Here is a 26990-nt window from a genome sequence, read left to right as displayed (position 1 = left end):
GAGCGACCCCGTCCCGCGGGACCGCCGCACACCGCCACTCCACTGTCAGTCGGCTGCAGTATTCTCCCGCCACCGCACGCCGAGTCGAAGGACCGAGAGAATTGTCCGAGCTGTCTGCTTTCCCGCTGCCTTTCCACGCTGCCCGGTCCATATCCTTCGCGACGCCGCGGACTCTGCGCGAGTTGCAGATGATGCAGTGCAGCGCCCTCATCCGGTCGAAGCCGCGGTGGTTCGAGAAGATGAACGACACGGAGATCGTCGGCAGATGGACGCGGGAGGCCCTGGCTCAGGGGCTCACCGAGGCGCAGGTCCGCTATGTGCTCGACGAGCTGCGGCACTACGCCGCGCTACGGGACGGGCGGACGGGTGCCGAGGTGTCCGGCGTCGACGGAGTGTGGCAGTCGGACGTGCTGGTCGACGAAGGGCTCAGGTCCCGGCTGCGCGCGGCGGTCCGGGTGCTGGAGCAGGTTCCCGAGGAGGACCTGGACTGGCATCCCGGGTCCGGCGGGCAGGTGCTGGACCTGGTGCATCCTTCGCTGTTCTGCCTGGTGAGAGGGGTGAGTGGCGAGCCGGAGCGGGCCTGGCGGAACCCGACGAACCACTATGCGCGGTACGAGTTCTCGGAGAAGTTCCAGTGGCTGCCCACGGACGTCGACGTCAACGAGGACGGTGGTGTCGTCCTCCGCTCGTACGTCAACAACGTGCACCCCGAGGCCCATCGCGAACTCGCCGCCGTGCTGCCGGACTTGTTCGCGCGCATGCGCCCGTTGCTGGAGAACGTCCTGACCGACCTGCGCCATCCGCGGCCGCTTCGGATCGAGGCGGACCCCTACGGGTGGTACGACTCGGAGCCCCAGTACCCGGACAGCTCCGCGTACCCCGACAAGGAGGCCTTCGCGAAGGCTGTCGACGCGTACCAGCAGGCCCAGGACGACTGGTGGGACAACCGGTGCCCCGTCGTCCCGGATGCCCCGGTCTTCAGCCCGCCCGAGCTGCCCGGCGCGTCCGACCGCGTCGATCTGCGCGGCCGGAGCCTCCAGGTGATCGTCAAGCTCGCGACCATCCACCTCACCCCGGAGAAGCCGGAGTACTCCGGCGGTTCCTGGCACGTCGAGGGGATGCTGAACGAGCGGATCGTCTCTACCGGCATCTACTACTGGGGCAGCGAGAACATCACCGAAAGCCGGCTGAGTTTCCGGGCCGCGCTCGACGACCCCGAGTACGAGCAGAGCGACGACAACGGCGTGCGCGAGGTCTACGGCCTGGAGAACGAGGACGCGCTGAACCAGGTGCTGGGATCGGCCGCGACCCCGGCGGGCCGCTGCCTCGCCTTCCCGAACGTCCTGCAACACCGTGTCGGCTCGTTCCGGCTCGCGGACCCGACCCGTCCGGGACACCGTAAGATCCTGGCGTTCTTCCTGGTCGACCCGTCGGAAAGGATCGTCTCCACGTCCGACGTACCGCCGCAGCAACCCTGGTCCGACACGTCGACCATGACGCTCGCACAGGCCCGCGATTACCGCGAACAGCTCATGCGCGAACGCAAGTTCTTCGTCGACGAGCACAACGAGCAGCTCTACGAACGGGAATTCTCGCTCTGCGAGCACTGATCGCTCCGGCTCCGGGCACACTGACCGTCCGGGGCCTGCGCCCACACCGACGGCGCGGAACCCGGCGACCGTACGCGAGACAACATTCACAGCTCCCTCACGTTTGCGCGTACAACCATGACCCCGGTGGACAACGAGTCACCGTGGCGACACAGCGCGGCACTTCGCCTACGCAACGTCTACTTCACTGTGCACAGTGCGAGTTGTCCTGCGTCGAGTTTCGAAAAGTCCTTGCTTAATGTCGCTTTCAGCCAGGTTGGGAAGGAGAGGGGAGCAATGTCCGATCCCTGGGCTTTGGTCTCCTCCGGCGGTCGTCGCACCGCGTAGCCGTGGGCTGGTCAGTGCCCTTACGCTGCCATCTGACCGCGGGATCAGACGAACGCACTCCAGGGGCGGGGCGATGGAGCAGACACACACCAGCCACAACGGCCTCGCGGCCACTCCCGGTGCACAGCGCCGGGTACTGGTCGTCGAGGACGATGCCACGATCGTGGACAACATCGCGGCCCGCCTGAGGGCCGAGGGCTTCCAGGTGCAGACGGCGGGCGACGGCCCTGCGGCGGTGGACACCGCCGAGGCCTGGCAGCCGGACCTGATGGTCCTCGACATCATGCTCCCCGGCTTCGACGGACTCGAAGTCTGCCGCCGGGTCCAGGCACAGCGTCCGGTACCGGTACTGATGCTCACCGCGCGCGACGACGAGACCGACATGCTCGTCGGGCTCGGAGTCGGCGCCGACGACTACATGACGAAACCGTTCTCCATGCGGGAACTGGCCGCCCGGGTGCACGTCCTGCTGCGCCGGGTCGAGCGCGCCACCATCGCCGCGTCCACTCCCCGCAGCGGGATCCTGCGCCTCGGCGAACTGGAGATCGACCACGCCCAGCGCCGGGTACGGGTGAACAGCGAGGACGTGCACCTCACGCCCACCGAGTTCGACCTGCTGGTCTGCCTGGCGAACACACCGCGCGCCGTGCTCTCCCGGGAGCAGCTGCTCGCCGAGGTGTGGGACTGGGCGGACGCCTCCGGCACCCGGACCGTCGACAGTCACATCAAGGCGCTGCGCAGGAAGATCGGTGCGGAGCGCATCCGTACCGTGCACGGAGTGGGCTACGCGCTGGAGACCCCGGCGCCGTGAGCGGTACGGCCGGGGCGGGAGCGCGGGCGGTGGGCGGGAGACCGGGACGGAACGTGCCGGGCCCGCGGCAGCGGGCGGGCGCCGCCGTCCCCGGCTGTCCCACCTGCGGGCACCGCCCCCGGCGCTCCGCCGGCGGGCTCCGCCGGGTCCTGCGTCCGGGCGGCGGCTCCCCGCGGGACGGGACCTTCGCGAGGGGCCTGGTGCACAGGGTGGCGCGCGCGCTGCCCTTCTCCCTGCGCCCCTTCATGCTGCGGCCCTTCACGATCCGGGCGAAGCTGATCTCGCTCGTCGTCGTCTCGGTGGCGCTCACCACGGGGCTGGTGATGGTGGCACTGGCCACCAAGACCGAGCTGCGCTTCATCACCGTCTTCTCGATCATCGCGTCCATGCTGATCACCCAGTTCGTGGCGCACAACCTGACGAAGCCGCTCGACGAGATGCGGCAGGTCGCCGCCGCGATGGCGCACGGCGACTACACGCAGCGGGTCGGCGGCACGGACCGGCGCGACGAGCTGGGCGGGCTGGCGACCACGCTCAACCGCATGGCCGAGGACCTTCAGGCAGTCGACGAGAACCGCAAGGAACTGGTCGCCAACGTCTCGCACGAACTGCGCACCCCGATCGCCGCGCTGCGCGCCGTGCTGGAGAACGTGGTGGACGGCGTCGTCGCGGCCGATCCGGAGACCATGCGGACCGCGCTCAAGCAGACCGAGCGGCTCGGCGGGCTGGTGGAGACGCTGCTGGACCTGGCCAGGCTCGACAACGGTGTCGTACCTCTGAAGGCGCACCGGTTCGAGGTGTGGCCGTATTTGTCGGGCGTGCTGAAGGAGGCCAATCTGGCCGCCGCGCAGCGCGGCCTGGTCTCCGGGTCCGGACATCACACGCGCAAGGACGTACATCTGCACCTGGACGTGTCTCCGCCCGAGCTGACCGCGCACGCGGACCAGGAGCGGTTGCACCAGGTGGTCGCCAACCTGATCGACAACGCGGTCAAGCACAGCCCTCCGCACGGCCGGGTGACGGTCCGGGCGCGGGCCGGGGAGAGTCCCGGGGGCCTGGAGCTGGAGGTCCTGGACGAGGGTCCGGGGATACCGAAGTCGGAGTGGCACCGCGTTTTCGAACGGTTCAATCAGGGGAAGGCGCCTGCCCAGCACACCTCGGGCGGCGACGGCGGCACGGGTCTCGGCCTGGCCATCGCGCGGTGGGCGGTGGATCTGCACGGCGGCCGGATCGGCGTGGCCGAATCCGAGCGTGGTTGCCGGATCCAGGTCACCCTTCCGGGGACCGCCCGCCCTACGGCTTGACGTAGGGTTCGAACCAGATACGGACGTTCTGCGTCCGTCCTGCCAGGATGCGGAAGCATTGCTCGCATCCTCGGTCGGATGCACCCGGCTCGCACCCGGTTGACGCGCAGTCCACAGCGGAACCACGCTTGTTTCCCGCCAAAACGTGCGGCGAAACCGGCTCTCCGGTGTGACTTACGCGACGGATGCACCGCCCGGTCTGCATCTCCCGGCCGGGGAGGCGTAGCCTTTATTTCCGCTGTCCACCACCTTGCGAAGCGGAAGAGGGCGGTTAACGCCGTGTCGTCTCAGTCCCCCAGTAGCTCAAGTCTCTCGTCGACCGACCAGGACGGGCAGGGGAAGAACCCTGCCGCATCCTTCGGTCCCAATGAGTGGCTCGTCGACGAGATCTACCAGCAGTACCTCCAGGACCCCAGTTCCGTCGACCGCGCCTGGTGGGACTTCTTCGCCGACTACAAGCCGGGCGCCTCCGCCGGTACGGCAGAGAAGTCGGCCCCCGCCACACAGGCGGCACCCGCCGCCGCACCGGCACAGGCAGCACCCGCCGCCCCGGCACCGGCAGCCAAGGCCCCGGCGCAGCCCGCCGCCGCCCCGAAGGCGGCCCCTCCGGCCGCCGCACCGGCGCAGCCCGCCGCAGCCCCGGCAGCCAAGCCCGCCGCGAAGGCGTCCGCATCCGCACCCGCACAGAAGGCCGCACCCGTGAAGCCCGTCGCATCCGCCGAGGACTCCGCCCCGGTCGGCCCCGAGTACGTCACCCTGCGCGGCCCCGCCGCCGCCGTCGCGAAGAACATGAACGCCTCCGTGGAAGTACCCACGGCGACGTCCGTGCGCGCGGTCCCGGTGAAGCTGCTCTTCGACAACCGCATCGTCATCAACAACCATCTGAAGCGCGCCCGGGGCGGGAAGATCTCCTTCACCCACCTCATCGGCTTCGCGATGGTGCAGGCCATCAAGGCCATGCCGTCGATGAACTACTCCTTCACCCAGAAGGACGGCAAGCCGACCCTGGTGAAGCCGGAGCACATCAACTTCGGTCTGGCGATCGACCTGGTGAAGCCGAACGGCGACCGCCAGCTCGTCGTCGCCGGCATCAAGAAGGCCGAGACGCTCGACTTCTTCGAGTTCTGGCAGGCGTACGAGGACATCGTCCGCCGGGCCCGCGACAACAAGCTGACGATGGACGACTTCACGGGCGTGACGGTCTCCCTCACCAACCCGGGCGGCCTCGGCACCGTCCACTCCGTGCCGCGTCTGATGCCCGGTCAGTCGGTCATCATGGGCGTCGGCTCGATGGACTACCCGGCCGAGTTCCAGGGCACCAGCCAGGACACCCTGAACAAGCTGGGCATCTCGAAGGTCATGACGCTGACCTCGACGTACGACCACCGGGTCATCCAGGGCGCGGCCTCCGGCGAGTTCCTGCGCATCGTCGCGAACCTGCTGCTGGGCGAGAACGGCTTCTACGACGACGTCTTCAAGGCGCTGCGCATCCCCTACGAGCCCGTCCGCTGGCTCAAGGACATCGACACCAGCCACGACGACGACGTCACCAAGGCCGCCCGCGTCTTCGAGCTGATCCACTCCTACCGGGTGCGCGGCCACGTCATGGCCGACACCGACCCGCTGGAGTACAAGCAGCGCAAGCACCCCGACCTCGACATCAACGAGCACGGGCTGACGCTGTGGGACCTGGAGCGCGAGTTCGCCGTCGGCGGTTTCGCGTCGAAGTCGATGATGAAGCTCCGCGACATCCTCGGCGTGCTGCGCGACTCGTACTGCCGCACCACCGGCATCGAGTTCATGCACATCCAGGACCCGAAGCAGCGCAAGTGGATCCAGGACCGCGTCGAGCGCCCGCACTCCAAGCCGGAGCGCGAGGAGCAACTGCGCATCCTGCGCCGGCTGAACGCGGCCGAGGCGTTCGAGACGTTCCTGCAGACCAAGTACGTCGGCCAGAAGCGCTTCTCCCTGGAGGGCGGCGAGTCCGTCATCCCGCTGCTCGACGCGGTCCTCGACTCCGCCGCCGAGTCTCGCCTGGACGAGGTCGTCATCGGCATGGCCCACCGCGGCCGGCTGAACGTCCTGGCGAACATCGTGGGCAAGTCGTACGCGCAGATCTTCCGCGAGTTCGAGGGCAACCTCGACCCGAAGTCGATGCACGGCTCGGGCGACGTGAAGTACCACCTGGGCGCCGAGGGCACCTTCACCGGCCTGGACGGCGAGCAGATCAAGGTGTCGCTGGCCGCCAACCCCTCCCACCTGGAGACGGTCGACCCGGTCATCGAGGGCATCGCCCGCGCCAAGCAGGACATCATCAACAAGGGCGGCACGGACTTCACCGTCCTGCCCGTCGCCCTGCACGGCGACGCGGCCTTCGCGGGCCAGGGCGTGGTGGCCGAGACCCTGAACATGTCGCAGCTGCGCGGCTACCGCACCGGCGGCACGGTCCACATCGTCATCAACAACCAGGTCGGCTTCACGGCCTCGCCGGAGTCGGCGCGTTCCTCCATGTACGCCACCGACGTGGCCCGCATGATCGAGGCGCCGATCTTCCACGTGAACGGCGACGACCCGGAGGCCTGCGTCCGCGTGGCGCGCCTGGCGTTCGAGTTCCGTCAGGCGTTCAACAAGGACGTCGTCATCGACCTGATCTGCTACCGCCGTCGCGGGCACAACGAGACGGACAACCCGTCCTTCACCAACCCGCAGATGTACACGCTGATCGACAAGAAGCGCTCGGTGCGCAAGCTGTACACCGAGTCCCTCATCGGCCGCGGCGACATCACCATGGAAGAGGCGGAGCAGGCGCTCCAGGACTTCCAGGGCCAGTTGGAGAAGGTCTTCGTCGAGGTCCGCGAGGCCACCCAGGCCCCCGCCGAGGCGCACGTCCCGCAGCCGCAGCCGGCGTTCCCGGTGGCCGTGGAGACCGCGGTCTCCCAGGAGGTCGTCAAGCGGGTCGCCGAGTCGCAGGTCAACATCCCCGACAACGTCACGGTGCACCCGCGGCTCATGCCGCAGATCCAGCGCCGCGCGGCGATGATCGAGGACGGCACGATCGACTGGGGCATGGGCGAGACCCTCGCCTTCGGTTCGCTCCTCATGGAGGGCACCCCGGTCCGCCTGTCCGGCCAGGACTCGCGCCGCGGCACCTTCGGCCAGCGGCACGCGGTGCTCGTCGACCAGAACACCGGCGAGGACTACACCCCGCTGAACTACCTCTCCGACGAGCAGGCCCGCTACAACGTCTACGACTCGCTGCTCTCCGAGTACGCGGTCATGGGCTTCGAGTACGGCTACTCGCTGGCCCGCCCCGAGGCACTCGTCCTCTGGGAGGCGCAGTTCGGCGACTTCGTCAACGGCGCGCAGACCGTCGTCGACGAGTACATCTCGGCCGCCGAGCAGAAGTGGGGCCAGCACTCGGGCGTCACGCTGCTGCTGCCGCACGGTTACGAGGGCCAGGGCCCGGACCACTCGTCCGCCCGCATCGAGCGCTTCCTCCAGCTGTGCGCGCAGGACAACATGACGGTCGCGATGCCGACCCTCCCGTCGAACTACTTCCACCTGCTGCGCTGGCAGGTCCACAACCCGCACCACAAGCCGCTGGTCGTCTTCACCCCGAAGTCGATGCTGCGTCTGAAGGCGGCGGCGTCCAAGGCGGAGGAGTTCACCACGGGCGGCTTCCGCCCGGTCATCGGCGACGGGTCGGTCGACGCCGCGGCGGTCCGCAAGGTCGTCTTCTGCTCCGGCAAGGTCTACTACGACCTGGACGCCGAGCGGAAGAAGCGCGGCACCACGGACACCGCGATCATCCGCGTGGAGCGCCTGTACCCGCTGCCGGGTGCCGAGCTCCAGGCAGAGATCGCCAAGTACCCGAACGCCGAGAAGTACCTGTGGACGCAGGAGGAGCCCGCGAACCAGGGCGCCTGGCCGTTCATCGCGCTCAACCTGATCGACCACCTGGACCTGGCCGTCGGCGCGGACATCCCGCACGGCGAGCGGCTGCGCCGCATCTCCCGCCCGCACGGCTCCTCGCCGGCGGTCGGGTCGGCGAAGCGCCACCAGGCGGAGCAGCAGGCGCTGATGAACGAGGTCTTCGACGCCTGAGTTCCGGTAGCCGTCGTACGTGACACAAGGGCCCGTCCCCGTGAGTTCGCCTCGCGGGGACGGGCCCTCCCACGTGCGGCTTTATCCTGTGGGCATGTACTTCACCGACCGTGGCATCGAAGAGCTGGAGAAGCGCCGGGGCGAGGAGGAGGTCACCTTCGAGTGGCTCGCCGAGCAGCTCCGTACGTTCGTGGACCTCAACCCGGACTTCGAGGTCCCGGTGGAACGTTTGGCGACGTGGCTGGCGCGCATGGACGACGACGAGGAGTGACTCCCCGGGGGCGGTCGTACGGCATACCCAGCGCGCCGCCTCCTCCCCCGCTCACCCCCGCAGGCCGCGCCCTCAGCTCCTGTGCGCCCCGTCGAAGGCCAGTGCCGCCGTTCCCTGAGCCACCAGGAGTCCGCCCGCCACCGCCCACCCGGCGCCGCCACGCCGCAGGCCCCACAGCAACACCGGTACGCCGACGACCACTTGGACCGCTCCGGCGATCCGCACTCCGGCCCCCCACGGGCCGTGCGCTCCCAGTTCCGCCCGTAGCGCGTCGCGCCAGCCCGCCCACTCCACGGTCTCCGCGCCCGCTCCCACCCGGGCCACCTCGCGCAGCCGGTCGGCGCTCTCCCCCGGCGTCAGCCCCGTCGGCAGCTTCAGCCCTGCCCGCTGCACCACGGCGACCAGGCCCAGCAGCCTGGCCCGCCCGTCCGTGTCCCCGTCCTGTCTGGCCAGCGCTTCCAGCGCGGCGACGTCGTGCACGGGGTCCAGGGCGAGCCGTAGCGCGAACGTCCGCATGGCCTCGTCCTCGCCGAGCGGGGTGCCGTCGGCCAGCCACTCGTAGCCGACGGTGCGCCGGAACCCGGCGGCCAGGGTGTATCCGTACCGTTCTCCGTCCCACCACAGCGCCAGCACCGGCCAGCTCGTGCCGACGGCCAGGGCGGTCGCCCAGCCGGCGAGCACCCGGTCCACGGGGTCGTGCCCCTCCCCCGGCGCCAGCCAGGGTTTGCCCTCCGGCACCAGCACACTCCAGTCGTCACCCGCCGGAGCGAGCAGCATCCGCTCGCGGAGCAGGTGGGCTGCCGGGCGTACGTCATCGACAGGGGCCCGGCAGAGGAGCAGGGCTCCGACGGGCCGCGAGGCGGGCGGTCCGGGCGGCACGGGGTGCGCGGACGACGGATCCGAGAAGGACATAACGCTCACGCTAGGCCAATTCCCCCGGGCTCACCTCTCGCCGGACGCCGGGCCTTGTCTTGACTTCACTCAACCGCGATATATCGTGTTGAACAGAAGACGCGATATGTTGCGTTGAACTGGAGTCCTGACCGGGGAGATCGCCATGACCGAGTGGTCCGTCAAAGCACCGCAGAAACTCACCTTCGACGAGCCGGTGACCGCACTGAGCGTGCGCATCGTCAACGGCACGGTGAACGTGGTCGGCACCGACGACCCGTCCGTGCCCGCCGCCCGCCTGGAAGTGACCGAGCTCGACGGCCCACCGCTGGTCGTGTCGCACAAGGACGGCACGCTCACCGTCACGTACGAGGACCTGCCCTGGCAGGACTTCCTCAAGATGTTCGACCGGCGCAGCTGGAACCGCTCCGCGACCGTCACCCTGACCGTCCCGGCCGGGGCGAAGGTCGACGTGGGCGTGGTCGGCGCGAACGCGGTCGTCTCGGGCATCGGCGCGCGTACCGAGGTACGCGGGGTCACCGGCGAAACCACCCTGGTCGGCCTGTCCGGCCCGGTGAACGCCGAGACCGTCTCCGGCAACATCGAGACCCAGTCCCTCACCGGCGACCTCCGCTTCAAGTCGGTGACGGGCGACCTCACCGTCGTCGACGGCGCGGGGTCCTCCGTACGGGCTGAGTCCGTGGGCGGGGCGATGGTCATCGACGTGGACACCGTGCGCAACGGGCCCGCCGACATCGCCCTCACCACGGTCACCGGCGAGATCGCGATCCGCCTCCCGCACCCCGCCGACGCCCAGGTGGAGGCCAACACCACCAGCGGCTCCGTCTCCAACGCGTTCGAGGACCTGCGGGTCGCCGGCCAGTGGGGTCAGAAGAAGATCACCGGCACGCTCGGCACGGGCGCGGGCAAGCTGCGCGCGACGACGGTCTCCGGCGCTATCGCCCTGCTGCGCCGCCCGCCGCACGACGAAACCGCCGCCGGCGCGCCCGCCGACTCCCCCTCCGACGCCCCCGGCGGCTCCCCCTCCGACGCACCTTCCGGAAAGGTCCTCTGACATGCCTCCCGTCTTCGCCCACGGCCGACTCCGCCTCTACCTCCTCAAGCTGCTGGACGAGGCCCCGCGCCACGGCTACGAGGTGATCCGCCTGCTGGAGGAACGCTTCCAGGGCCTCTACGCCCCCTCCGCCGGCACCGTCTACCCGCGCCTCGCCAAGCTGGAGGCCGAGGGCCTGGTCACCCACGCCACCGAGGGCGGCCGCAAGGTCTACTCGATCACCGACGCGGGCCGTGCGGAACTCGCGGGCCGGGGCGGGGAGTTGGCCGATCTGGAACTGGAGATCCGCGAGTCGGTCTCCGAGCTGGCCGCCGAGATCCGCGACGACGTACGGGGAGCGGCCGGCGACCTGCGCCGCGAGATGCGCGCCCAGGCGGCGGGCTCGAAGGAGTCCCCGACCGCCGACGCGGCCGGTCCGGCCGGCTCCACCGGCGGCGGGGGCGACTGGGGCGGCCCCTGGGGCGACAAGGAGGCCTGGCGGCTGGCCAAGGAGGAGATGCGCAAGGCCCGCCACGAGTGGAAGGAGCAGGCCCGGCGCGCGAAGGACGAGAGCCGCCGCGCCCGCGAGGAAGCTCAGCAGGCCCGCCGCCAGGCCAAGGAGACGACCGACCGCGCACGCGAGCAGATGCAGCAGGCCGCCCGCCGGGTGGAGGAGCAGGTCCGCGAGCACGTGGCACGCGGCGACTGGCCCTCCGCCGTACGGGACGGACTCGCCGAGATCGAGAAGGAGTTCAGCCGCAGCTGGGGCAAGGACTTCGGCCGGTTCGGGCGGGGTCCCGAGGCACCGAAGGAAGCGCCGGACATCACAGTGGAGCGGGCGGACAAGGACACCTCCCGCTCATCGGCCCCGGAGGACGCGGTGCCCGCCGAGGGGCTGCCCGACTGGGCGTACGAGGACACGAAGCCCGGCTCGGACCCGGCCCGCGAACTCGACCGCCTCCTGGACCGCTTCCGCGACGACATCCGCGACGCGGCCCGCGACCACGGCGTCACCGCTGCCCAACTGAACGACGCGCGAGCCAAGTTGGCGGCTGCCGCGGCCCATATCGACCGCCTCTTGCGGGGTACGCAGAAGTAACGACCCGAGACACGTACCCGGCCCGAACCCCCGAGCACAGAGCCCGGAGCGCACCCGCTCCGGGCTCTGTGCCGTTAAGGAGTAGGACATCTCCCAGCAAGCTGCCCCACGTCTCTCTTACTTGCCTCCGCGCCCAAAAGGTTCTCGACAGCAAATTCCTCCCCCTCGCACGGCGAAAGGTATAAGCCAATCCCTGCCCGGCCTCCGCCTGCCCCTCTTCCTGGAACCCTCGCTTCCATCCCCTGATGTCCCGACATTCCCTTCGAAGAGGAGGGGCTGATTCTTGCGCGCATACGTTCGAGTCTTCGGGGCACGGCGCACACAACCGTGAGGGATGTGTGTGAACGTGTGCCCCTCCGGTGGCCGCTGGGGCCACCGGTATTTGACTTTCCGTGGGGGGAAGTTGATGCAGAAGCACACCCATGCCCGCACGCAGATACGGGCGAGACGCATACTGACGGTGGCTCTCGCCGTTCTGGCCCTGGGCGCCGGCGCGCTGCCGACCGCGATGGCCGGCCCGGTGGATCCGCCGCCGATGCCGGCGAGTTCCGTATGGGGCAAGGACGCACCCAAGCTCCCGATCCCGCCGGTCAAGGTGGGAACGAACAAGGCCGTCGCCCCGCAGCCGGAGGCGGCCCCGTCGAAGGACCGGGCGGCCTGGCGCGCCGCGCAGAAGCAGCGCGCGCAGTCGTCGCAGAAGGCCCGCCTCGCCGCCCCGGCAGCACCCCTGCTGGCGGAGGCCCCGAAGGGTCAGGGCGCGGTTCCCTGGCACAGGATCTCCGACTTCCGGATCACGGACTCCCTCGTGGCGAGGGTGAATTACTCGACCGGCAACCTGATGCTCGCTGGCACGGACTTCGACGTGCCGGGTGTCGGCCAGAGCCTGCAGCTCACCCGGACGTACAACTCGATGGACGCGCCGTGGGGCAAGGTCTCCCAGCGCTGGTGGCAGGGCTGGGAGCGGTACGCCCAGATCACCGACACCGAGTTCGTGTGGTTCGACTCCACGGGCGCCTCGGTAAGTTTCGTGAAGAAGGCGGACGGGACGTACACCACCCCGGCCGGGTACTCCAAGGACCTGACGAAGAACGCGGACGGCACCTACACGCTGACCGACCGCAAGTCGGGCTCGAAGGACACGTACAACGCGGGTGGCACCCTCACCAAGGTGACCGACCGCAACAACGCCACGATCACCGTCACCCAGCACGATGCCGGTACGGAACACAAGGGCTTCAAGCTGACCGAGACCCGCTCGGGCCGCTTCGTCGACCTGGTGAAAACGGACGCCTCGCAGTGGCAGGCCAAGGACCACACCGGCCGCACCGCCGTCTTCGACCTCAACCCCGCCGGCGACCTCGCCAGGACCACCGACACGGCCGGCAAGTCCACGGCCTTCGAGTACGACTCCTCGCGCCGCCTGACCCGGATCACCACCCCGGACGGCCGGGTCACCAACTTCGGCTACGACGCCCAGAACCGCGTCACCTCCATGCAGCGGGCCACCGCCTACAACGGCAACGCCCACACCGGCCCGACCCACACCTACGCGTACGAGGCCGGCAAGACAAAGGTCACCGACCCCGAACAGCACACCACCACCTACGAGCTGAACGCGGACGGCGGCGTCACCAAGACCACCGACGCCCTCGGCCACTCGCGTTCCTCCACGTACGACGCGAACCACAACGTCAAGACCGCCACGGATGCGATGGGTGTGGGCACCACGCCGGGCAACGAGACGGCGTACGGCTGGGACGCCCGCAACAACCCCACCTCCGCCAAGCTCCCCACCGGAGCGACCTCGGCGGTCGGCGGCTACGCGACGAGGGCGGGCCGGGACGTCCCCGGCACGATGGAGTCCGCGGACGGCGAGAAAACCTCCTTCACCTACGACGCGGCGGGCAACACCGAATCGGTGGCCGTCTCGGGCACGGGTGGCGGGACGGAGAAGTTCACGTACAACAAGGCCACCCCGACCTGCGGCGGGTTCGAGGGCCAGCGGTGCACAGTCACCGACGCCCGCGGCAAGGTCACCAAGTTCCAGTACGACGCCAAGGGCAACCTCATCGAGGTCACCCCGCCCGCCCCGCTCGGCAAGACCACCTACACCTACGACGCACTCGGCCGCGTCGAGACCTCGGTGGACGGCCGCGGCGTCAACTCCGTCTTCACCTACGACAACCGCGACCGGATCACGGAGGTCTCCTCCAGCACGACCACGGTGCGGTACGTGTACGACGGTGACGGCAACCTCTCCCAGCGCACGGACGACGCCGGTCTGATCAAGTACGCCTTCGACCCGCTGTCCCGCGAGACGATCCGCACCCTCCAGAACGGCTCCCAGACCGAGCTGACCTACACCCCGGCCGGAAACGTCGACACCTACAAGGACCCGGCGGGGCTGACCGACTACACGTACGACGCGGCCAACCGTCTGACCGCGCTGAAGGACCCGTCGGGCAAGACGACGACGTACACCTACAACGCCAACGACGTCCGCACGAAAACCACTTACCCCGGCGGCACGGTCCAGGAGGTCACCCCGGACAAGTCCGGCCGCCCCACGCTGATCAAGGCGACCTCGCCGAAGGGGACGCTGACGAACACCTCGTACACGTACTCCTACGTCTCCGGCACGGCGACGAAGGACGGCATGAAGGTCCGCACCGCCACCGATGGCGTGATGGGCCTGAAGAAGACCTACGAGTACGACAGTGCGGGCCGCTTCTCCTACTCCGAGGAGATGAAGGGGACCACCCTCGCCGGGTCCTACCAGTACTGTTACGACGCGGCGGGCAACCTCACCTCCCAGGGCTCGACGAAGGGCTGCCCCTCCGGCATCGCCCTCGCCTACAACGACGCCTCCCAGCTCATCTCCCGCGCCGGCTCCACCGCAGGGTGGGGCTACGACAAGGCGGGCAACGAGACCGACGGGGCCAGCGGCGCCGAACGCACCCGCACAGGCGGCATCTGGTCCGACCACTCCCAGCAGACGTCGGTCACCGTGGCCGGAAAGAAGTACACCGGCCTGTACGGCTCCACCGACCAATCGGAGCGCCTCTTCTACGGGGACACCACCCTGCACAACGGCCCGCTCGGCCTGGCCGGCAAGACCGACCCGACCGGCGACATGCGATTCAACCGGGAAGCTTCGGGCACCCTGAACTCCATGACGACCGGGGGCAAGTCGTACTACTACCTCACCGACGCACTGGGCTCCGTCCTGGCCATGGCCGACGAGACCGGCACCAAGGTGAACGAATACCGCTACAGCCCCCGCGGCGTCGACGGCACCTTCACCGAAAAGGTCCCCCAGCCCTACCGCTTCGCGGGCGGCTACCAGGACCCGACGGGCCTCTACCACCTCAAGGCCCGCTACTACGACCCCCGCATCGGCCGCTTCACCAGCCCCGACCCGTCGGGCCAGGAGAAGAACCCGTACCTGTACGCAGAGGGCGACCCCGTCAACCGCATCGATCCCAACGGGCTCGATTCATGGAGCATCGAAGCTGAAATTTGCTTCATAGGCTGCATCTCTGGTTCGTACACCAGGAATGACGACGGCAGCACCAAGGGCGGAATTGGTCTCGGCGTGGGCTCGCCGGGATCGGGGGTATCGGTCGGCAGGTCGAGTGGAGAAGCGGAGAGCGGGCTCTCCTCTGAGTACTCCTGCGGTATCGGGACCGTCGATTACTCTTGGTCTCCTGAAGATAATTCCTTTGGGGCGGCTACCGGGGGCAAGACTGGGTATTGTAGTGCCATGACGAAATGGCAGTACGGAGGGTAACTACGCATGGTAAACGCCCAAGAAACTGGACCTAGTTTTCTGACCCTGCTTCCTCTCGGCCTGGTCTTGCTGCTCATCGCAGCAGCCGCTTTCTTCGTGATCTATAAGGTTACGCACCGGAAGTAGCCCCAACACCCTGGTCCCCGAATCGAAATTCGGGGACCAGGGTCGTGGTCGACCACGGCGATCTCGCATCCGTAAGACATGACTGGCAGGAAATGCGTGAAGGTGAAGGGGTTCGGATGAATCTACTTATTGGCATCTTAGTGATTGCCTTCGGTACAACAATGGCGTACTCCGCAGAATTTCTTGCCCGGGGAAACGTAGCAGCACTGAGGCCTGTATTCGGGGAAACTAAACTAAAAACTCACGTATGGATGTACCGCCTCATTGGAGGCGTTTTCTGTGCGCTTGGGATTTTGACAGCTGTGGGGGTGATAGAGCAGTTTGGAGGCAAGTAGAAACTTGATTCACGCTACATCCTCCGCCCCGGGGGCACCCTGAGATCCCTGACGCCCGAAGGCAAGTCGTACTACTACCTCACCGACGCACCGGGCTCCGTCCTGGCCATGGCCGACGAGACCGGCACCAAGGTGAACGAATACCGCTACAGCCCCCGCGGCGTCGACGGCACCTTCACCGAAAAGGGGATGGAACCTCGAGGTCTGTGCCTTCGGAGGCTGCATCGGAGGCGGTTTGAGTAGGAATGACGACGGTGCGCTCCATGCCAGCATTTCGGGCGGAGCAGGAACCCCTGGAGTGAGTGGGGGATACGAGACCAGCGCCAGCGACGCTTCCGAGGGCTGGACCGGCGAAGTGGGGTGCTCCGCCGGTAACTACCGCGCGTCGGTGAGTTCTCAAGGTGAGGCCTCGGCGGGTGCCAGTACTTCGTACAGCGCGAAGCCGGGATGCTCGGCGAAGATAAAGAAGACCTTTTAATAGAGAGGATCACAGATGCGTGCCATAGAACTGGCAGCCCCTGGCGGCGGACCTGACGGCCCACCCTGGCTTGGAATCGTCTTCGGTGTGGTTGCGGCTGCCGTGGCCGTGTTCTTCGCGATCAGTCTCATGCGAGGTCGAGGCAAGTAAGAAACGGTGACGCGGATCGCCAGCGTCACCGGAAATCTGGGCCCCTTCTCACGAGCGCCCAAGTTTGCGGCCGGTCACTGGTTGCTCAGTGGCCGGCCGCATACCGCTGGGCGAGGATCGCGTCGTCGCACAGCGTGGGTCCCCGCGCGTCGACGGCGTCTTCACCCAAAAGCTCCCCAGCCCTACCGCTTCGCGGGCGGCTACCAGGACCCGACGGGCCTGTACCACTACGGTGCCCGCTACTACGACCCGCGCATCGGCCGCTTCATCAGCCCCGACCCGTCGGGCCAGGAGAAGAACCCGTACCTGTACGCGGAGGACGACCCCGTCAACCGCATCGACCCCGATGGGACGTCTAGCGTAGGGGAGTTCTCAAGGACGCCACGAAAGCTTTGGGCCTCTATGACGACGTGAAGTCTGGCGCAGAGGCTGTGGGTGCGCTCGCGAACGGTGAATACGGGAACGCCGCCGCCATCAGGGCAGGGATGGCAGATGGTGCACTTACGGAATCCGATTGTGGAACGGCTGCTGTTGCCGCTGGAGCGCCTACTTCGTCGTCGTCTCCATCGCCATGGCGATCGGTGCAATCCTGCGTAACAAACGCTAGCTTTCGCCGAAATAGGCGTCACTGGAAAGACATCCTTTTCCGCCGACGCGGCATACGTATCAGGAGACTATGCCGGCGGTGCAGGAGTTCACGATTGGGGCTGGACCTGGTCTCATACGACCCTCAGGGCGTCGCATTCAGCAATAAGCGTTCAGCGCGCGACTGGCTGCTTTTCTCGGGGGACTTGTCGTTCTCGCTCTGTTGAGGTGGCCGATCGTCATGTGAATGGAGGGGCAGTCCTATGCAGTGCGGTTGACTGTGGGCGTTGTTCTGTTGCTCCTTCCTTCGGGTACATGGTTGTCGGAGGTGTTCGGGCCAGAAAGGGAGTGCGGTCGGCCGCCTGAGCGACGAGGTGTCGGCCAGCCGTACCCGTCGTGAGGGTGTCGTGGGCGGGTTTGTCAGTGGACTCGGGGTGGGCGCTGATGGCGGCCCTGTCACCGGCACTGCCTGCCCGTGCGTTCGGCTCTACCCACGTCTGGGCACACGCTGTTCAAGGCCCGGCTGGCTGAGGGACTCGGTCAACCGCCGTACGGTCGACCGGGGCAGCGCTCCGCGACGCGGCGCGGGACGGCCAGGGTGGGGCGGCCGGCTAGGGCCTCACGCGGTGGCGGAGGTAGACGACTCCTGACTGGAAGGTGCGGGTCTCGATGAGTTCGAGATCCACTCGGCGCTCGTGCTGGGGGAAGAACGGAATGCCGCCGCCGACCAGCACCGGGTAGACCTTGGCCCGGTACTCGTCGGTCAGCCCCAACGCGGCCGCCTCGGAGGCGAGAGCCGCGCCGCCGATCGCGATGTTGCCGTCCCCCGGCTCAGCCCGCCACCGCTCGATTTCCTCCGCCAGCCCGCCAGAGGCCAGGCGCGCGTTTCCCTCTACCTCCGAAAGCGTGGTGGAGAACACCACCTTGGGAAGCGACCTCCAGATCGCGGCGAACTCGCGCGTGGAGAAGTCGAGCGCGGGGCTCTGATCGACGGTGTCCCAGTACCGCATCGCCTCGTACAGCCGTCGTCCTAGAAAGTGCACGCCGACCTCCCGCACCTGGTCGGTGGCGAAGCGAAAGATGTCCTCGCTCGGCGCCGTCCAGTTGAAGCCGCCATCCGGCCCGACGATATAGCCGTCCAGGGAGATGCCCATCGAGTAGGTCACGTCGCGCATCAGATGTACTCCTCGGTGACGATTTCGACTATGGGACCGTCGGACACGGTGGGATGCATTGTGGCTCGCGGGGCCGCTTGGCCGAGTCACCCGACGAGACCATGCGTCCAGGAGGCACTGGCCGTCTCGATGCGGGGCATGGGTGGGTCTGGAAGTGGAGGCGGCTAGCGGAGGGTGTCCGTCTTCACTGCAGTGAGGAAGTCGCTCCAGGCGGCGAGGTGGTGGAACTGGGTGCCCCGGTTGCGGTCCTTGGTGTCCCGTACGGCACGACCGCCGTCGGCAGTGTGCGCGACCTCCACGCACTCGTTGGCAGAGCCTCCCCCTGAGTGGGTCGACTTCACGAAGGGGGTGACGATCTGCTGGTTGCTCACGCTTCCTCGTTCTCTATGGTGATGTCGCTCATCAGCTGCCGGATGAAGGTCAGCGTCCTGTCGGGCGTCAGGGCTGCCGACCGCAGTGCCTCGTAGGCGTGCAGGTAGCCGGCCATGTCTTCGTGGTCTTCGAGAATCACACTGTTGGCCATGGTGTCCTGAACGATGACCTCCGGTGATGCCTCTTTCCCGTAGGAGAGGGCGACGAAGGCCGGCGCCACGCGTGCCGCTGCCCATTCGCTGTGCGGCAGGACCTGAAGTGTCACGTTGGGCTGCTCAGCCATCTTCAGCAGGTGAGCGAGTTGGTCACGGTGGACTGCGGGATGCGGCATGGGTCCGGTCAGGGCGGGCTCCCAGATCACCGCTGCGAAGCGCGCACCCGATTCCTCGAACGCTTGTCGGCGCCCTTGACGCACCTTCACCAGTTCCACGGCTGCCTCGTCGCTCAGCACCTCGGGATTGGCTTTCGTCAGCGCGTGCGTGTAGTCGGGGGTTTGCAGAAGCCCGGGGATGAACACCGGCTGCCATGCCCGGATGTAGGTGGCGTCGGTCTCCAGCGAGAGGAAGTCGCCCAGGCGATCCAGAGCGGGGTACTGGGCCTGGAAGTTCATCCACCAGCCACGCTTGTTGCTGTCCCGCGCCAGCTTCTCCAGCCGTCGCCGCTCCTCCACGTCCTCGACGCCGTACAGGTCGAGGAGAATCCGCACATCGCCTACACGGGCACTGACCGATCCCGACTCGATCCGACTGATTTTGGCGGTCGAACAGTCGACCGCTTCAGCGGCGTGCTCCTGGTCGAGATGCGCGTTCAGCCGCAGCCTCTTGAGCGACGCGCCCAGTCGCCTACTGCGCACAGTGGGCTTCCCACCTGCGGGCATGCCGTCCCCCTTCTCCTCGGAATCAGTCTGCACGCCAACTGCACGCACACGCCAGCCACTTCAGGGTGACGGGTTGTTGCAAGCTTGCATCAGATGTCCACTTGCCGTCTGCCAGCTTGCAGCACTAGCGTGATTGTCGTCACTCACGGTGCTTTCTTGTGGACCTTAGGTGATCAACTCCGGCCTGCCCACCCCCTTGGAGACGCCATGTCCGGACGCACCAGCACCATCACCTTCCGTTCCCGCAAACCCTCCATCCCCGCCGCACGAGCGCACGTGAGGGCGGTCCTCGTGGAGTGGAGGCTCGGGCTGCTGATCGACGACGCCCTCCTCGTCACCAGTGAGTTGGCCACCAACGCCCTGGTTCACGCGGCCGGCATCGGCGACCACTTCACCCTCACCCTCCGTCGCCACGGCATGCTCGTCATCGAGGTGGCCGACTCCTACGAGTGGGCGATGCCCGAACTCCGCAAGATTGACGACCCTTTGGGGGCGAGCGGGAGGGGACTCGTCCTCGTTGACGCGCTCAGCGCCCACTGGGGCGTGCGTCCCCGCGACCCCGGCAAGACGGTCTGGGCGCACCTGCCCGCCCCCGGCGCCACTGCCACCTCATGATTCCGCCGCTCACGGCCCCCGCCTGGTGGTGCGAGTTCACCGCCACCGGCGCGAACGGAGTCGGCGTTCGGCAGGCCCGCAGCGTGGCCGCGCCCACCCACGCGGTGATCTGGATGCGCGACTCCCTGCGCACGCTCGTCTCCACTCTCGCCCGCGCCGAGCGCGAGGCCGCCCACGACTGGTTGGGCTTCGGCCAGTGGGAGGCCGTCACGCGGCTGCGCGCGGACGAGACGTACACCTTCCGTGCGTCCATGCACGGCGCGGAGCTGATCTGGACCGCCCGGCGCGTGACCGTACTCCGCATGGTTCCGGGCCCCGTCACGGCCTGTCAGTACGCAAGCGCCCCCGCAGACCGGTCCTGAGCGGCCCGCCGGGACTCAGCGAACATCCCTCAGAGCAAGTGAGTGAACGACGTATGCGCGACCTTGCCGCCCGCATCTGCCATCTCGTCCTGCGCATCCTGCTTCCCGCACAGGGCCGCCCCCGCCGTACCGTCCAACCGGCCTGCGTAGCGGCTCCCGAGCCCCTTCCCGTACCAGTGACGGTACGAAGGCGTCCCACCCCCGCCCGCGAGGAGCTGCACCGCTTCGCCGAGCAGCAGATCCAGCGGGCCATCGAGCAGCGCCGGCTCCAGCACGAGCGACGCTTCGCGCTGGGTGAGGCCGTCGCGGGGCGCGATCACCCGTACAGCTACCCGGGCGCTCCGTTTCCCTACGCCGCCTTCGTGTCCTCACCCCCGCACCAGCACCCGCGCTAGGTGCACTGCCAGAGGAAGCGCCCCTCGTCCCCCTCCGGCGAGAGGAACGCGTAGCCGATCCCGGCGTCCCCGAAGTTCACGGCGAAGGGCATCGCCGTCGAGTCGAGCTGGACGACCAGTTCCCACGGCTCGCCCTCCGCCTCGCCCGGGGTCTCCTCCCCCTGGAGCCACAGCGGCTCGACGTCGGGGCCGCCGAGGAACTGCCACACTTCGACGTCCTCGTCCAGCTCGGCGGTCCGGGGCAGATGGTCCTCGCCTGCCGTGGGGCCGTCGGTCAAGTCCTGTACCCCGGCGCAGAATGCGGGCACCCGCCCGCCCGGCTGCACGATCACCGCGTTCTCGCCGCCGTCCGGCGCGAAGGTTCCGGGTTCCTTCGACATGAAGAGGTACGCCAGCTTCCCGCCTCGTACCTCGAACTGTCCGATGAACTTCATCGGTTCGCCGGACTGCTTGGACAGCGGCCATTGCGCGCCGTCCCGCCACACCGGCCGGCCGCCCAGCTTGGTGACCGGCTCCGTCACCACCCGCCCGGCGGGCACGAACTCCACAGGAACCGGACCAGTCACCACTGACCTCCCGCGCACAGACGAAACGAGCGTTGTCGAACGACCCTAGCGCCAGGGCCCGACAACGCCCGTCCAGCGACTGCGCGCGCCCTACCGGGGTTCCCCGAACATCGCCCTCTCCGCGTCCCCGTAACCCGCGCCGAAGTCCTTCAGGACCTCGGAGACGACCCCGGGACGCACCGTGAGTGCCAGCAGCAGGTGTTCCTCGCCGATGTGCTTGTCGCCGCGGCCCAGAGCCACCTTGAGCGACTGTTCCAGCACCTTCTTCGCCTCCGGCGTGAACGGCCGGTGGTCGAGCAGTTTCCGCCTGAGCCGGCCACGGACGCGCGTGGCCTCCCGTGGGGGGAGGTCGTCACCGGCGTTCCGGCGGGCTCCGGCCATGGCTCCTTCGCCGTGCGTCTCCTCGACCTTGCGGACGATGGCGTCCACATCGATCCCGAGGTCGAAGAGGGCGTCCGTCTCGGCCTTCGAGAGGCCGCCCCGGCGCCGGGCGTCCGCCAGTGCCGCCTCGATCTCCTCGCGCCGGTCGCGCAGGCCCAGGGCGGTGAAGGCGAAGAGGGCGCGGGCCTCGGCCGTGTCCAGCAGGGAGAGGAGGAGGTGTTCCTCGGTGACTTCGGGGTGGTCGAGCCGTTCGGCCTGGGCGACCGCGCCGGTCACCGTCCGGCGCGCGCTCTCCGTGAACCGTTCGAACATCATCGACTCCCATGCTTCTTGTGCACGGCCTGCTTGCTGACGCCCAGCTCGGCCGCGATCTCCTGCCACGACCAGCCCTGGTTGCGAGCACCCCGTACCTGTACGGCTTCCAGCTGCTCCAGCAGTCGTCGCAGGGCGACCACCGCGCGCAGCCCGACCCGTGGGTCCTGGTCTCCCGCCCTCGCGGCGAGATCGGTTGCTTCGCTCATGGTGTCAATTTAGGTTGACGAGGGGTTCGCGTCAACCCCCGTTGACAAACGTGTCCGTCGCGAGCCGCGCGTGCCGCTCCACGTCGTGTCGCACGTCCCCGTACCGCAGCTTGTCCCGCTCCAGGCCCTCCACCGCGAAACCCGCGCGCAGCGCCACCGCGCACGACGCGGGGTTGTTCGTACGGTGTCCCAATTCCAGGCGGTGCAGGCCGAGTTCGGTGAAGCAGAAGTCCGCGAGACGGCGGGTGCCCGCCACTGCCACACCTCTCCCCCGGGCCGCCTCCACGGTCCAGTACGAGATCCAGCCGCCGTCGTGCGCCCGGTCGACCGCGGAGACGGCGACGTTGCCCAGCACCGGGCCCGCGCGTCCGTCCGTCACCGCGAAGGCGTACGCCGTCCCGGCCGCCACGTGCTCCGTGCGGCGCGCCACCCACTCGCGGGCATCGGACGCGTCCCGTACCCGGCCGATCTGCCGGGCCAGCTCCGGGGAGGAGGAGCACGCCTCCAGCAGTGCCGCGGCGTCCCCCTCCCGCCACTCCCGCAGCACGAATCCCTCGGGTGTGCTCAGCGTCCCCACAGCCGCCCCCTCATCGCCGTTGAATGATCACCGCGACCCTCTCACCAGGCACCCCGTACACGCGCACCTTTTCCGCCCGTCCGGGAGCGACCTCCCGCGTCCCGGTCCAGCCCCGGCCCGTCACGCGGACCCGCCAGCCCTTCGCGCCCGGCGGGACGGACACGACCGCAGCTGCCCCGCCACGCCAACTCGGCGTATATGCGAGGGAGTAGACGCCCTCGTCCGGGTCGTACGAGTCCTCGCGGACCTTTCCCGCGACGCTCGCCGCGTACGGCTGGGCGGTCTGCTGCTTGTGGCCCCGTAGCCTGCCCTCCGCGTCCACCGCGCAGTACCCGCCCCCGTAACACCACACGTAGCCCGCCCAGCCCGAGCTGTAGCGGGCGAAGGAGGCGAGGGCGTCCCGGTAGAAGGCGCCCATGTTCGGGCCGCCGTTGTTGAGCGGGCCCCACTCGCCGACGACCACCGGCTACTCCGTACCGCTTCGGGTACTGGGTGACGGCTGCCTCGTACGCCTCGATCCAGCCGCCCTGCGGGTCGTAGTCCGCGCCCGCCTCCATGGCGGTGTTGTAGAAGTGCGGCGCGTACACGACCTTCCGCTTCGGGTCCTTGATCCGGCCGAGTCCGGTCGGCACTCCCTCGCCGACGATCGGGGTCGGCTCGACGAACAGCCACTTCTTCGCGTCCACCGAACGCACGGCGGCGGCGAGCCGGTTGTGCATCGGGGTGATTTGGTCGCGTTCGATCCGGCGGGCGGCCGTGGGCAGGTCCTCGCCCTCCTTCAGCTCGCCCATGGGCTCGTTGAGGAAGTCGCAGCCGAGGACGGCCGGGTGGTCGCCGTATCGGTCGGCGAGCAGCCGCCACACCCTGGCCTGCGCCTGCTGGAGGTCGGCGTCCTCGTAAAGATGGGTGAAGGCGCGCTGCACGGCCGGCTGGAAGTACTCGGAGAACCAGTCGTCGGGGTGGGGGGTGAAGGGGAGACCGTCCGTGCGGGTGGCCCACTCGGGGATGCCCCGGTGGCCGAAGGCGGGGCCGAAGACGTCCTGGTGACCGTCGATGAGGACCTTCACCCCGTACCTGTGGGCCCAGCCGAGGATCCGGTCGATCTTGCGCAGGTACTTCTCGCTGTACTGGCCGCGCTCGGCCTCCAGATCGTCCCAGTAGACGAGCAGCCGCGCGAAGTTGAAGCCCTGTCCGCTCATGTCACGGAAGTGCTTCTCGGTGACGAGGGACAGGGCACGGTCGCCCCGGTGGGTCTTGTCCTCGACGTTCCAGCCGCGCAGGGTGAGGACCCGGCCGTGCTCGTCGGTGAGCTTGGGGATCCCGTACGGGGCGGGCGTGGGGGCGGGGGCCGCCGATGCGCCGGGGGACACCAGTCCCCCGGCCGCGAGCAGCACACCACAGACGACGGACACAACTGTTCTTCGGTACGCGCGCACGGCACTCCTCCGGCAGTCTCCGGTCGTTCGGTGCCGGAGAGCCAAACAGTGCCCCCTGCCACTCTCAAGACATCGTGAGCACAATCTTTCCGAACAGGTCCCCGCCCGCCATCCTCTCGAAGCCCTCACGGGCCCGGTCCAGCGGCAGCACCTGGTCGATCACGGGGCGGACCCCGGTCGCCGCGCAGAAGTTGAGCAGGTCCTCCAGCTCGTCCTTGGAGCCCATGGTGGAGCCGACGACCTTCAGCTCCAGGAAGAAGATCCGGTTCAGCTCGGCGGCGGGCGGGTTCGGTCCGCTGGTCGCCCCCGAGATCACCAGAGTGCCGCCGGGACGCAGGGACTTGACGGAGTGCGACCAGGTCGCCGCGCCGACCGTCTCGATCACCGCGTCCACCCGCTCCGGCAGCCGCGCGCCCGCCTCGAAGGCCTCCACGGCCCCCAACTCCACGGCCCGCTTGCGCTTCGCCTCGTCCCGGCTGGTGGCGTACACCCGCAGCCCCGCGGCCTTGCCGAGCACGATCGCGGCGGTCGCGACGCCGCCGCCCGCGCCCTGCACGAGGACCGAATCACCGGGGCGTACACCGGCGTTGGTGAACAGCATCCGGTACGCGGTCAGCCAGGCGGTGGGCAGGCAGGCCGCTTCCTCGAAGCTGATCCCGGCCGGCTTGGGCAGCACGTTCCAAATGGGCACGGTGACGCGCTCGGCGAAGGTCCCCTGGTACTTCTCGGTGAGGATCGACCGCTTCTCGTACGGTCCGACGCCGTGCCCGGTGTCCCCGATCACGGAGTGCAGGACGACCTCGTTGCCGTCGGCGTCAATGCCCGCCGCGTCGCAGCCCAGGATCATCGGCAGCGTCTCCTCGCCGATCCCCACCCCGCGCAGCGACCACAGGTCGTGGTGGTTGAGGCTGGCGGCTTTCACAGTCACGGTGGTCCACCCGGGGCGCACTTCGGGCTCCGGGCGCTCCCCCAGCTCAAGGCCGTTCAGCGGCTGGTCACGGTCGATACGGGCTGCGTATGCGGCGAACATGGCCCGACGATAGGCCGGACGCGGGGGGCTGCGGAACAGCAACGGGGTGTGACACGCGCCGCGTCCCGCCGGTCGCGGGCCTCACGGACCGCGGTCGGCTGCCGGGCCGGGGCGATCTCGGCGCGGGCCCCCTGCTCCCGTGAACGTGCGGCCACTGTCATCCGGCGGCCAACGTGCCCTACCGGGCAGGCAAGCGCATACGGGACGGGCCCGTGCCGCGGTTCGCACCGGCGGCACGGGCCCGTCCCGTACGACGTGGGGCGGCGATTACCGCCGTGCCACGCCCTCCGCGCGGGCGGCGGCGGCGACGGCCGCCGTGACCGCCGGGGCGACCCGCTCGTCGAACGGGGACGGGATGACGTAGTCCGCGGCGAGCGCGTCGCCGACGACGTCGGCCAGGGCGTTCGCGGCGGCGATCTTCATGCCCTCGGTGATGCGGGAGGCCCGCACCTGGAGGGCGCCCGCGAAGATGCCGGGGAAGGCGAGGACGTTGTTGATCTGGTTCGGGTAGTCCGAGCGGCCGGTGGCCACGACCGCCGCGTACTTGTGCGCAATGTCGGGGTGGACCTCCGGGTTGGGGTTGGCCATCGCGAAGACGCACGCGCCGGGGGCCATGGAGGCCACGGCCGGCTCGGGGACGGTACCGCCGGAGACGCCGATGAAGACGTCCGCGCCGGCGAGGGCGGACTCCAGGGAGCCGGAGAGGTTCGCCTTGTTCGTCAGCTCGGCCAGCTCGCGCTTCACCGGGGTCAGGTCGTCGCGGTCGCGGCTGACGATGCCCTTGCGGTCGGCGACGGCCACGTCGCCGAGACCGGCTTCGAGGAGGAACTTGGCGATGGCGACGCCTGCCGCGCCCGCGCCCGAGATGACGGCGCGCAGGTCGCCGAGCGAGCGGTCGGTGAGCCGGGCGGCGTTGCGCAGCGCGGCCAGGGTCACGACGGCCGTGCCGTGCTGGTCGTCGTGGAAGACGGGAATGTCGAGGGCCTCCTGCAGGCGCCGCTCGATCTCGAAGCAGCGCGGGGCCGAGATGTCCTCAAGGTTCACGCCGCCGAAGGAGGGCGCCATGCGGACGACCGTGTCGACGATCTCGTCCACGTTCTTCGTCGCGAGGGCGATCGGGACGGCGTCGACGCCGCCGAACTGCTTGAAGAGGATCGCCTTGCCCTCCATCACGGGGAGGGAGGCTTCCGGGCCGATGTCACCGAGGCCGAGCACGGCCGTACCGTCCGTGACGACGGCGACGACGTTCGACTTCCAGGTGTAGTCGTTGACCAGGTCCGGCTGCTCGGCGATGGCGGTGCACACCTTCGCGACGCCGGGTGTGTAAGCGAGGGACAGGTCGTCCCTGTTGCGCACGGGAACGGTGGACTCGACGGCCATCTTGCCGCCCCGGTGGAGCGCGAAGGCCGGGTCGAGGTCGAAGGACTCATCCAGTCCTGCGCCCGTGCCGGTTCCGGGATTGACGATCTCCGCTGCCATTGTCTTCTTACCCCTTAGGTCTTCATCAATTGAGGGTGGCCACTCCTGGTTGAGGAGGGGTGGGTGGGTCCGCGTCCGCGCCCTGTCGGTGATCGGGCGGTGGAACCGACCGGCCCCGCCAGGGGGAGGTGCGAACGCGCGGGCACGCCGCACACGTGCCCTGGGCCCCGGATGAGGGGTGTAAGGATCCTTCTTACCGGACGGGACACCGCTCGGACGAGCCCGTATCCGCTCAGTCGCCGTGCGTGAGCGGTTCGGCGGCCCGGTGT

General features: G+C 68.8%; 21 protein-coding genes and 2 pseudogenes. 12 read left to right on the top strand and 11 right to left on the bottom strand.

The features are described 5' to 3' along the window. Positions 1-101: 101 nt before the first annotated feature. The 5 genes from HNQ79_RS19925 to HNQ79_RS19905 all read left to right on the top strand — a co-directional run bounded on the left by HNQ79_RS19925 (position 102) and on the right by HNQ79_RS19905 (position 8427). Positions 102-1610: a DUF4246 domain-containing protein gene (locus HNQ79_RS19925; protein WP_185032941.1), complete on the top strand. Its 1509-nt coding sequence runs from the start codon at positions 102-104 to the stop codon at positions 1608-1610. 400 nt (positions 1611-2010) lie between these two features. After that, a complete protein-coding gene (locus HNQ79_RS19920; protein WP_185032939.1) occupies positions 2011-2748 on the top strand; it encodes a response regulator transcription factor in 738 nt (245 codons plus the stop codon). 245 nt (positions 2749-2993) lie between these two features. Further along, entirely contained in the window at positions 2994-4052 is a 1059-nt protein-coding gene (locus HNQ79_RS19915; RefSeq protein WP_185033212.1) for a HAMP domain-containing sensor histidine kinase, read from the top strand. Positions 4053-4331: 279 nt separating this feature from the next. After that, the gene (locus tag HNQ79_RS19910) at positions 4332-8156 is read left to right on the top strand and encodes a multifunctional oxoglutarate decarboxylase/oxoglutarate dehydrogenase thiamine pyrophosphate-binding subunit/dihydrolipoyllysine-residue succinyltransferase subunit (protein WP_185032937.1); all 3825 of its coding nucleotides are present in this window, start codon (positions 4332-4334) and stop codon (positions 8154-8156) included. Between the two features lie 94 nt (positions 8157-8250). Further along, a complete protein-coding gene (locus HNQ79_RS19905) occupies positions 8251-8427 on the top strand; it encodes a DUF6104 family protein (RefSeq protein WP_185032935.1) in 177 nt (58 codons plus the stop codon). Between the two features lie 72 nt (positions 8428-8499). On the opposite strand, the gene HNQ79_RS19900 is transcribed toward HNQ79_RS19905, so the two are convergent. Beyond that, positions 8500-9339, bottom strand: a complete 840-nt coding sequence (locus tag HNQ79_RS19900) for a hypothetical protein (RefSeq protein WP_229923695.1) — start codon at positions 9337-9339, stop codon at positions 8500-8502. Between the two features lie 145 nt (positions 9340-9484). Here HNQ79_RS19900 and HNQ79_RS19895 point away from each other — a divergent pair, with 145 nt between their 5' ends. From HNQ79_RS19895 to HNQ79_RS34780, 4 genes and pseudogenes are all read left to right on the top strand, one after another. Next, positions 9485-10393 (top strand): DUF4097 family beta strand repeat-containing protein, encoded by a 909-nt coding sequence (locus HNQ79_RS19895; protein WP_185032933.1) that lies wholly within the window; start codon positions 9485-9487, stop codon positions 10391-10393. Between the two features lies 1 nt (position 10394). Then, entirely contained in the window at positions 10395-11471 is a 1077-nt protein-coding gene (locus HNQ79_RS19890; protein WP_185032931.1) for a PadR family transcriptional regulator, read from the top strand. A 406-nt stretch (positions 11472-11877) separates the two neighbouring features. Beyond that, positions 11878-15261, top strand: a complete 3384-nt coding sequence (locus HNQ79_RS19885) for an RHS repeat-associated core domain-containing protein (RefSeq protein ID WP_376699983.1) — start codon at positions 11878-11880, stop codon at positions 15259-15261. Positions 15262-16527: 1266 nt separating this feature from the next. Then, positions 16528-16764 (top strand): annotated as a pseudogene (locus tag HNQ79_RS34780) (RHS repeat-associated core domain-containing protein); the annotation flags it as partial. Between the two features lie 782 nt (positions 16765-17546). Here HNQ79_RS34780 and HNQ79_RS19875 read toward each other — a convergent pair. From HNQ79_RS19875 to HNQ79_RS19865, 3 genes are all read right to left on the bottom strand, one after another. Beyond that, positions 17547-18110 carry a dihydrofolate reductase family protein gene (locus HNQ79_RS19875; RefSeq protein WP_185032926.1) on the bottom strand — a complete coding sequence of 188 codons (564 nt, stop codon included), beginning with the start codon at positions 18108-18110 and terminating at the stop codon, positions 17547-17549. A gap of 164 nt (positions 18111-18274) precedes the next feature. Further along, on the bottom strand, positions 18275-18481 hold the full coding sequence (locus HNQ79_RS19870) for a DUF397 domain-containing protein (RefSeq protein WP_185032924.1): 207 nt from the start codon (positions 18479-18481) through the stop codon (positions 18275-18277). Beyond that, positions 18478-19392, bottom strand: coding sequence for a helix-turn-helix domain-containing protein (locus tag HNQ79_RS19865; protein ID WP_229923712.1), 915 nt, complete (start codon positions 19390-19392; stop codon positions 18478-18480). Before HNQ79_RS19865 ends, HNQ79_RS19870 begins: the two co-directional genes overlap by 4 nt. A gap of 174 nt (positions 19393-19566) precedes the next feature. Between HNQ79_RS19865 and HNQ79_RS19860 the strand changes: the two genes are divergently transcribed. From HNQ79_RS19860 to HNQ79_RS19850, 3 genes are read left to right on the top strand one after another with little or no spacing between them, the layout of a single operon-like run. Continuing rightward, the gene (locus tag HNQ79_RS19860) at positions 19567-19974 is read left to right on the top strand and encodes an ATP-binding protein (protein WP_185032922.1); all 408 of its coding nucleotides are present in this window, start codon (positions 19567-19569) and stop codon (positions 19972-19974) included. After that, a complete protein-coding gene (locus HNQ79_RS19855) occupies positions 19971-20336 on the top strand; it encodes a hypothetical protein (RefSeq protein ID WP_185032920.1) in 366 nt (121 codons plus the stop codon). The genes HNQ79_RS19860 and HNQ79_RS19855 overlap by 4 nt, the downstream gene beginning before the upstream one ends. A gap of 38 nt (positions 20337-20374) precedes the next feature. Then, on the top strand, positions 20375-20731 hold the full coding sequence (locus HNQ79_RS19850) for a hypothetical protein (RefSeq protein ID WP_185032918.1): 357 nt from the start codon (positions 20375-20377) through the stop codon (positions 20729-20731). Here the strand turns inward: HNQ79_RS19850 and HNQ79_RS19845 are convergent. The 7 genes and pseudogenes from HNQ79_RS19845 to HNQ79_RS19815 all read right to left on the bottom strand — a co-directional run bounded on the left by HNQ79_RS19845 (position 20728) and on the right by HNQ79_RS19815 (position 26721). Beyond that, positions 20728-21297 (bottom strand): YwqG family protein, encoded by a 570-nt coding sequence (locus HNQ79_RS19845; RefSeq protein WP_221507940.1) that lies wholly within the window; start codon positions 21295-21297, stop codon positions 20728-20730. The genes HNQ79_RS19850 and HNQ79_RS19845 overlap by 4 nt on opposite strands. Before the next feature lie 90 nt (positions 21298-21387). Beyond that, positions 21388-21990 (bottom strand): Clp protease N-terminal domain-containing protein, encoded by a 603-nt coding sequence (locus tag HNQ79_RS19840; RefSeq protein ID WP_185033202.1) that lies wholly within the window; start codon positions 21988-21990, stop codon positions 21388-21390. Beyond that, positions 21990-22199: a helix-turn-helix domain-containing protein gene (locus HNQ79_RS19835; RefSeq protein WP_185032916.1), complete on the bottom strand. Its 210-nt coding sequence runs from the start codon at positions 22197-22199 to the stop codon at positions 21990-21992. The genes HNQ79_RS19840 and HNQ79_RS19835 overlap by 1 nt, the downstream gene beginning before the upstream one ends. Positions 22200-22230: 31 nt before the next feature. After that, a complete protein-coding gene (locus tag HNQ79_RS19830) occupies positions 22231-22776 on the bottom strand; it encodes a GNAT family N-acetyltransferase (RefSeq protein ID WP_185032914.1) in 546 nt (181 codons plus the stop codon). Between the two features lie 10 nt (positions 22777-22786). Beyond that, positions 22787-24188, bottom strand: a pseudogene (locus HNQ79_RS19825) (cellulase family glycosylhydrolase). An 88-nt stretch (positions 24189-24276) separates the two neighbouring features. Then, positions 24277-25242 (bottom strand): zinc-binding dehydrogenase, encoded by a 966-nt coding sequence (locus HNQ79_RS19820; RefSeq protein ID WP_185032912.1) that lies wholly within the window; start codon positions 25240-25242, stop codon positions 24277-24279. A gap of 267 nt (positions 25243-25509) precedes the next feature. After that, a complete protein-coding gene (locus tag HNQ79_RS19815) occupies positions 25510-26721 on the bottom strand; it encodes an NAD(P)-dependent malic enzyme (protein ID WP_185032910.1) in 1212 nt (403 codons plus the stop codon). Positions 26722-26990 lie beyond the last annotated feature (269 nt).

This window comes from Streptomyces candidus (genome assembly GCF_014207445.1).
Classification (GTDB): Bacteria; Actinomycetota; Actinomycetes; order Streptomycetales; family Streptomycetaceae; genus Streptomyces; species Streptomyces candidus.
This window is presented reverse-complemented; position numbering and strand designations above follow the sequence as displayed.

What these genes read in the sequence shown, in the direction of transcription:
- HNQ79_RS19920 (WP_185032939.1), top strand. Translation starts at nt 2,011, where the DNA reads ATGGAGCAGACACACACCAGCCACAACGGCCTCGCGGCCACTCCCGGT.
- HNQ79_RS19915 (WP_185033212.1), top strand. Translation starts at nt 2,994, where the DNA reads ATGCTGCGGCCCTTCACGATCCGGGCGAAGCTGATCTCGCTCGTCGTC.
- HNQ79_RS19905 (WP_185032935.1), top strand. Translation starts at nt 8,251, where the DNA reads ATGTACTTCACCGACCGTGGCATCGAAGAGCTGGAGAAGCGCCGGGGC.
- HNQ79_RS19900 (WP_229923695.1), bottom strand. Translation starts at nt 9,339, where the DNA reads ATGTCCTTCTCGGATCCGTCGTCCGCGCACCCCGTGCCGCCCGGACCG.
- HNQ79_RS19895 (WP_185032933.1), top strand. Translation starts at nt 9,485, where the DNA reads ATGACCGAGTGGTCCGTCAAAGCACCGCAGAAACTCACCTTCGACGAG.
- HNQ79_RS19890 (WP_185032931.1), top strand. Translation starts at nt 10,395, where the DNA reads ATGCCTCCCGTCTTCGCCCACGGCCGACTCCGCCTCTACCTCCTCAAG.
- HNQ79_RS19885 (WP_376699983.1), top strand. Translation starts at nt 11,878, where the DNA reads ATGCAGAAGCACACCCATGCCCGCACGCAGATACGGGCGAGACGCATA.
- HNQ79_RS19875 (WP_185032926.1), bottom strand. Translation starts at nt 18,110, where the DNA reads ATGCGCGACGTGACCTACTCGATGGGCATCTCCCTGGACGGCTATATC.
- HNQ79_RS19860 (WP_185032922.1), top strand. Translation starts at nt 19,567, where the DNA reads ATGTCCGGACGCACCAGCACCATCACCTTCCGTTCCCGCAAACCCTCC.
- HNQ79_RS19855 (WP_185032920.1), top strand. Translation starts at nt 19,971, where the DNA reads ATGATTCCGCCGCTCACGGCCCCCGCCTGGTGGTGCGAGTTCACCGCC.
- HNQ79_RS19840 (WP_185033202.1), bottom strand. Translation starts at nt 21,990, where the DNA reads ATGTTCGAACGGTTCACGGAGAGCGCGCGCCGGACGGTGACCGGCGCG.
- HNQ79_RS19835 (WP_185032916.1), bottom strand. Translation starts at nt 22,199, where the DNA reads ATGAGCGAAGCAACCGATCTCGCCGCGAGGGCGGGAGACCAGGACCCA.
- HNQ79_RS19820 (WP_185032912.1), bottom strand. Translation starts at nt 25,242, where the DNA reads ATGTTCGCCGCATACGCAGCCCGTATCGACCGTGACCAGCCGCTGAAC.
- HNQ79_RS19815 (WP_185032910.1), bottom strand. Translation starts at nt 26,721, where the DNA reads ATGGCAGCGGAGATCGTCAATCCCGGAACCGGCACGGGCGCAGGACTG.